This is a genomic window from Gordonia desulfuricans NBRC 100010 (assembly GCF_001485495.1).
Classification (GTDB): Bacteria; Actinomycetota; Actinomycetes; order Mycobacteriales; family Mycobacteriaceae; genus Gordonia; species Gordonia desulfuricans.
On record NZ_BCNF01000059.1, the window covers coordinates 1 to 6,679 of the forward strand.

Genomic DNA, 6,679 nt, shown 5'->3' on the forward strand with positions numbered 1-6,679 from the left:
CCACCAGCAGCGGCCGACGCTGCGGCTCGGTGCGCCGGGCGCGGGCGATCAGGTCGTCGGCCATCCGCAGTCCCTCGGCCAGCGGGGTGCGCCCGCCGGTGCGGACACCGGCGAGGCGTCGGACGGCGATCTCCACCGACTTGGTCGGCGGCACCACGGTCTCGGCACGGGAGCCGCGGGCGACGATCACCGCGACACGATCGCGCCGGGTGTAGGAGTCACGCAGCAGTTCCACACACATCTCGCTGACCGCGGCGAGGCGGCGGCGGGCCGTCATCGACCCGCTGAGGTCCACCACGAACACCACCAGGTTGCCCTCCTGGCCGATCCGGTCGGCGCCCTTGAGGTCGGGTTCGGTGATCTGGACGCGTCCGGTGTCGGCGATGCCGTTCGCGGCGGCCGAGAGCACCGTGCCGAACAGGTGCACCGGGGTTCCGGCGGCGAAGTCGACCGCACGCACGGTCTGACCGCGGCGGCTGCGCGCCCGAGACCGGCGGCCGGGGTCGCCGTCGCCGATCCCGTCGACCCGCAACGCCCGCATCCGGCGGGGCGCGGCGGTCGGCGGGGAACCGAACACCCCGCCCGGCGGCGGGCCCGCCGGTCCGTTCGGCGTTGTCTCGGAAACTGATTCGGCGTCCGGCTCCGCCGGCGCATCCGGAGTTCCCCCTTCGGGGGTGTCCGGGGCCGGGGTGTCGGGAGCGGGGTCCGAACCGGCATCGGCCTGCGGTCCGCCGTTCGGATCGGAATCGTCAGGGCCGCTGTCCGGCCCACCGTCCGGGTCGGTGTCCGGCGGTTCCGGATCGTCGTCACCGGCGGCGGCGTCACCGGCGGCGAGTGCCTCGTCGAGTTGCTGGTCGCTCAGGCCGGACTCGTCGAACGGGTTGCGGCGCCGCCGATGCGGCAGGGCCAGTTCGACGGCGACCCGCACGTCGTCGGCGTCCACGGCGGCGGCCCCTCGCAGTGCGGCATGTGCGGTGGCGGTCCGCGCGACGACGATGTCGCCGCGCATCCCGTCGACCTCCAGATGCGCGCAGATACCGGCGATCCGCCGCAGCTGCGCATCGGACAGTTCCACGTCGCCGATCACGTCACGGGCCCGGGCGATACGGTCGGTGAGGTCGGCCTCGGCGTCGGCATAGCGCGCCCGGAACGATTCCGGATCGGTGTCGAAATCCATTCGGCGACGGACGATCTCGACGCGCTCGGAGACATCGCGGGCGGCGGTGACGGCCACTGCGAGCCCGAACCGGTCGAGTAGCTGCGGCCGCAGCTCCCCCTCTTCCGGGTTCATGGTGCCCACCAGCACGAAGTCCGCGGGCTGGGTGTGCGAGACGCCGTCACGTTCCACGGTCACACGACCGCTGGCGGCGGCGTCGAGGAGGACGTCGACGAGATGGTCGGCGAGCAGGTTGACCTCGTCGATGTAGAGCACGCCGCCGTCGGCGCGGGCGAGCAGACCCGGGGTGAACTCGGGACGCCCGTCTCGCAGCACGCTGGTGAGGTCGATCGACCCGATCACCCGGTCCTCGGTGGCGCCGATCGGCAGTTCGACGACGCGTCCACGCCCGTGTGGCCCGTCGTCGAGGAGCGGTCCCAGCGCACGGACGATGGTGGACTTGGCCGTGCCCTTCTCTCCCTGGATCAGCACTCCGCCGATACCCGGCGAGATCGCGCAGAGGATCAGCGCGAGTTTGAGTCGGTCCTGGCCGACCACCGCGGTGAACGGGTAGCGCAGCGGTGCGGGGACGCCCGGCCCGGCCGCCGCGGCGAGCCGCTGCGGTCCGTCCGGACGGGTGGGGGAACTCGTCACGCCGGGGTGACCTCCGGGTTCGGGGTCGGGGTGGTCCCGGCGGGACGCACCATCGACACGTGCGGGATGCCGTCTTCGAGGTATTCGTCACTGTCGGCGCGGAAACCGAAGCGTGCGTACATCTCCGAGAGATAGGTCTGCGCCTCGATCCGGCAGGTGTGCGCCCCGATCTCGTCGAGGGCGGCCTGCATCAGCCGGGCGGTCAGCCGCCGGCCGCGATGTGCACGCTCGGTGCACACCCGACCGATCCGGTACACCATGCGACCGTCGGGGCCCGGCCCGTCCTCCAGCACGCGCAGGGTGGCGAGCACGGCGTCGCCGTCGGCGAACCAGAAATGCCGGGTGCCCGGTTCGAGGTCACGGCCGTCCAGCTCGGGATACGGACACGCCTGCTCGACGACGAAGACATCCACCCGCAACCGCAGGAGGCGGTAGAGGGTCGCGGTGTCGAGGTCGGCGGACGACCGCCGATGCAGCTGCGGTTCCGGCATGGGTGACGTCATGGGTTCGTGGGTATCACACCTGCGGTCGTCGGCGGTACCCGAGCAGGTGGGATGCCAGATGTCCGCGCAGGCCGGGATCGGGCTGCGCGGACATCACCGACTCAGGCTCCGGTCGAGGCGATCGCCGGGTCACGCTTGAGCTGCAGGCTCGTGCTGGTCCAGTCCCAGACCTGGTGGAACAGGTCGCGGTTGTCCGAGAGCTTCTGGCCGAAGGACGGGATCATCTCGGTGAGCTTGGGGGTCCACGCCTTGTACTCCGCCGGGAAGCACTTCTCCAGGACGTCGAGCATGGCCGGCACGGCGGTCGAGGCGCCCGGCGATGCACCGAGCAGACCGGCGATGGTGCCGTCACCGGCGGCGACGACGGCGGTGCCGAACTCCAGCGATCCGCCGACACCGGTCTTGCGGATGACCTGCACGCGCTGACCGGCGGTGATCATCTCCCAGTCGGAGCCGAGGGCGCGCGGGACGAACTCCGAGAGCGTCGCGACACGGTCGGCGGGACCGGCGGCCAGCTCGGAGATCAGGTACTTGAGCAGACCGAACTCCTGCGGCGCGATCGACAGCATCGGCAGCATGTTGCTCGGCTTGACCGAGTTCGGCAGGTCCATGAAGCTGCCGCTCTTGAGGAACTTGGGTGACCAGCCGGCGTACGGGCCGAACAGCAGGCCCTTCTTGTGGTTGATGACACGGGTGTCGAGGTGGGGCACCGACATCGGCGGTGCGCCGACGGCCGCCTGGCCGTACACCTTGGCGGCGTGCTGCTCGATCAGGTCGGGGTTGGTGCAGCGGAAGAACTCGCCCGACACCGGGAACCCGCCGAAGCCCTTGGCCTCGGCGATACCGGACTTCTGCAACAGGTGCAGTGCGCCGCCGCCGGCACCGACGAACACGAACTTGGCGTGGACCTGCAGCTTCTCACCGGTACGGGTGTTGCGCACCTTGACGATCCAGCTGCCGTCGGACTGCTTGTTCAGGTTGGTCACCGCGTGACCGAAGTAGATGTCGCCGCCGCGGGAGACGAAGTTGAGCAGCCCCTGGGTGAGGGCGCCGAAGTCGACGTCGGTGCCGTCGGTGAACCAGTTCAGGGCGACCGGCTCGTCGAAGTCACGCCCGGTGGCCATCAGCGGGAGTCGCTTGCTGAACTCGTCGGGGTCGGTGATGTACTCCATGCCCTCGAAGAGGGTCTGCGCGGACAGACGGTCGTAGCGCTTGCGCAGGTACTCCGCACCGGCCGCACCGTGGGTGAAGCTGACGTGCGGGATGGGGTTGATGAACTCGTCCGGGGCGCCGAGCACACCGTTGTCCACGGCGTGGGCCCAGAACTGCCGCGACACTTGGAACTGCTCGTTGATGTTGAGCGCCTTGTCGATGTTCACATCGCCGTCGGCGGTCTTGGGGGTGTAGTTGAGCTCGCACAGCGCCGAGTGGCCGGTGCCGGCGTTGTTCCACGGGTCCGAGCTCTCGGCCGCCGCGGCGTCGAGTCGCTCGAACAGGCTGATCGACCAGTCGGGCTGCAGCTGGCGCAGCAGCGCCCCCAGCGTGGCACTCATGATGCCCGCGCCCACCAACGCCACATCTGTCTTGATCACCGTTTGCGCCACCCTGGACTCCACTTCACGCAGCTCGGACGACCCTCGTCCGTTGTCGACCACCCATTGTCCCCCATCTACCCGGACCCACCTCAAGGGAGTCCATGGAATGTGGGCTGCGCGACATTCCGTCCAGGCATGTGTCGTTCGAGCCCAGGTCGTCGCCGTCGGGTCACCGGTGGGCAGATCGTCTCTAGAGTGGTCTCGTGACGTCTTCTGAGACCACTGACACCGGGACCATCACCGAAGCCGCGGCTTCGGGCTGGCAACCCGACCATTTCCTCGATCGCTACGAGGTCCGCACGATCGATCTGGGCCCCGATCCCGACGGCGAGGACCCGATCACCGCAACCCTGATCCGCCGCCCGCACGCCGCCGCAGACGCCCGGTACGGAGCGGTGCTCTACGTGCACGGGTTCACCGACTACTTCTTCCACGAGCCGCTGGCCGAGCACTTCGCCGAGCGTGGCCGTGCCTTCTATGCGATCGACCTGCGCAAGTGCGGACGGTCCCTGCAGGATCAGCACACCGCCCACTTCACCACCGATCTGCGGTGCTACGACGAGGAACTCGGCAAGGCCGTCGACATCATCGTCGACGAGCTGGGGCCCGACACCCAGATCCTGGTGGCCGCCCACTCCACCGGCGGGCTGATCACCCCGCTGTGGCTGGACCGGCTGCGCCGTGACGACCCGGCCCGGCACGCCCACATCAGCGGTCTGTTGCTCAACAGCCCGTGGTTCGACCTGCAGGGCAAGCCCGTACTGCGGACCTTCCCGGTGTCGATGGCCCTCAAGGCCATTGCCTCGGTGAAGCCGAAAACTGTGATCCCGCAAGAACTCTCGTCCGCCTATGGTGAGAGCCTGCACCAGGACTCGCGGGGCGAGTGGAGCTATGACCTCACCCTCAAGCCGCTGGGCGGTTTCCCGGTGACCGTCGGCTTCCTCGATGCCGTCCGCACCGGACAGCGCCACCTGCATCATGGGATCGACGTCGGGGTGCCGTCGCTGGTGTTGCGCTCGGACAAGACCTACTTCTCCGGGGAGTACTCGGCCGCCGTCGACGTCGCCGATGCCGTGCTCGACGTCGGCCAGATCGCGCAGTGGAGTGGCTGTCTGGGCAATCGCGTGACCACGATCCCGGTCACCGATGCCCGCCACGATGTCTTCCTGTCGGTCGCCCATGCCCGCGAACAGGCCTATCGCGAGGTCGACGCGTGGCTCGCCGCCACCGTCGACGCCGATGTGGATCAGGCCGACGTCAACGAAGCCGAGGAGAACTGAACCCATGACCACCCACACCGTCGATCTCGCGGTCATCGGCTCCGGTAGCGGCAACTCGCTGCCCGACGAGCGCTACGCCGACCGGTCGGTCGCGATCTTCGAGGAGGGCGTCTACGGCGGCACCTGCCTCAACGTCGGCTGTATCCCCACCAAGATGTTCGTCTACGCCGCGGAGGTGGCCGAGATCGCCGCCGACGGTGATCGGCTGGGTGTGCACTCGCACGTCGACGGCGCCGACTGGCCGTCGATCGTGTCGCGGGTGTTCGGCCGGATCGATCCGATCTCGGCGGGCGGCAAGCGATACCGCGTCGAAGACTGCGACAACATCACCGTCTTCGACACGCATGTCCGGTTGGATGGCCGGGATGCCGACGGCCGCTATCGACTGGTGACCGCCGACGACGTGATCCTCGCCGACGAGGTGGTGCTGGCCGCCGGGTCGCGCGCATCGGTTCCGGCGCCGATCGCCGACAGCGGGGTGCGCTACTACACCAATGTCGATGTGATGCGGCTCGAGACGCTGCCGCAGAAGATGATCATCCTGGGCAGCGGCTATATCGCCGCCGAGTTCGCCCACGTCTTCGGTGCACTCGGCACCGAGGTGTCGATCGTGGCGCGCGGCCCGCGGATGCTGCGCAAGCTCGACGACGACATCTCGCGCAGCTTCACCGAGATCGCCCAGAAGCGGTGGGACCTGCACATCGACACCCAGGTGGTGGGGGCGAGCGACCTGCCCGACGGCGGTGTGCGGGTGCAGTTCGCCGACGGTGAGCATCTCGACGCCGACGTCCTGCTGGTGGCCACCGGTCGCGAACCGAACGGCGACCGGCTGGGTCTGGAGACCATCGGGTTGCAGCTGGCCGACGACGGCCGGGTGATCGTCGACGCCCACGGCCGCACGCAGGCCGAGAAGGTGTGGGCGCTCGGTGACGTGTCGTCGCCGTATCAGCTGAAGCACGTCGCCAACCATGAACTGCGCGTGGTGCAGGAGAACGTTCTGAAGGGCTGGGATGCAACCGATCTCGAGTCCTTCGATCATCGGTACGTGCCGGCCGCGGTGTTCACCCACCCGCAGATCGCCATGGTCGGGCTGACCGAGGAGCAGGCCCGCGCCACCGGGCGCGACATCACCGTCAAGGTGCAGGCATACGGCGATGTCGCCTACGGCTGGGCGATGGAGGACAGCACCGGGTTCTGCAAGCTGATCGCCGAGCGCGGCACCGGCGAGCTACTCGGCGCCCACATCATGGGCCCCCAGGCACCGACGGTGATCCAGCCGGTCATCCAGGCCATGTCGTTCGGGCTGCACGCCCAGCAGATGGCCCGCGGCCAGTATTGGATTCATCCGGCGATGCCCGAGGTCCTGGAGAACGCCCTACTCGGTCTGGACATCTGAGCAGCTCCCCGACGTCGATCGAGCAGGATCGCCTGTTGATGCTCGATCCGGGTGACCACCTCGGAGGTGGCCGGGTTGGCGACCCCGGCCGCCGG

General features: G+C 69.1%; 5 protein-coding genes. 2 read left to right on the forward strand and 3 right to left on the reverse strand.

The genetic code is table 11. From position 1 onward, the window contains the following. The 3 genes from GD1_RS10520 to mqo all read right to left on the reverse strand — a co-directional run. On the reverse strand, positions 1-1,714 hold a 1,714-nt coding region (locus GD1_RS10520), incomplete at its 3' end, for an AAA family ATPase (RefSeq protein ID WP_373855305.1). A 92-nt stretch (positions 1,715-1,806) separates the two neighbouring features. After that, on the reverse strand, positions 1,807-2,313 hold the full coding sequence (locus GD1_RS10525) for a GNAT family N-acetyltransferase (RefSeq protein WP_053776396.1): 507 nt from the start codon (positions 2,311-2,313) through the stop codon (positions 1,807-1,809). Positions 2,314-2,414: 101 nt separating this feature from the next. Beyond that, positions 2,415-3,917, reverse strand: coding sequence for a malate dehydrogenase (quinone) (gene mqo, locus GD1_RS10530; protein ID WP_059036975.1), 1,503 nt, complete (start codon positions 3,915-3,917; stop codon positions 2,415-2,417). A 194-nt stretch (positions 3,918-4,111) separates the two neighbouring features. On the opposite strand from mqo, the gene GD1_RS10535 reads away from it, so the two are divergent. Beyond that, positions 4,112-5,188 carry an alpha/beta hydrolase gene (locus GD1_RS10535; RefSeq protein ID WP_373855304.1) on the forward strand — a complete coding sequence of 359 codons (1,077 nt, stop codon included), beginning with the start codon at positions 4,112-4,114 and terminating at the stop codon, positions 5,186-5,188. A 4-nt stretch (positions 5,189-5,192) separates the two neighbouring features. Beyond that, positions 5,193-6,584 carry a mycothione reductase gene (locus GD1_RS10540; RefSeq protein ID WP_059036973.1) on the forward strand — a complete coding sequence of 464 codons (1,392 nt, stop codon included), beginning with the start codon at positions 5,193-5,195 and terminating at the stop codon, positions 6,582-6,584. Positions 6,585-6,679 lie beyond the last annotated feature (95 nt).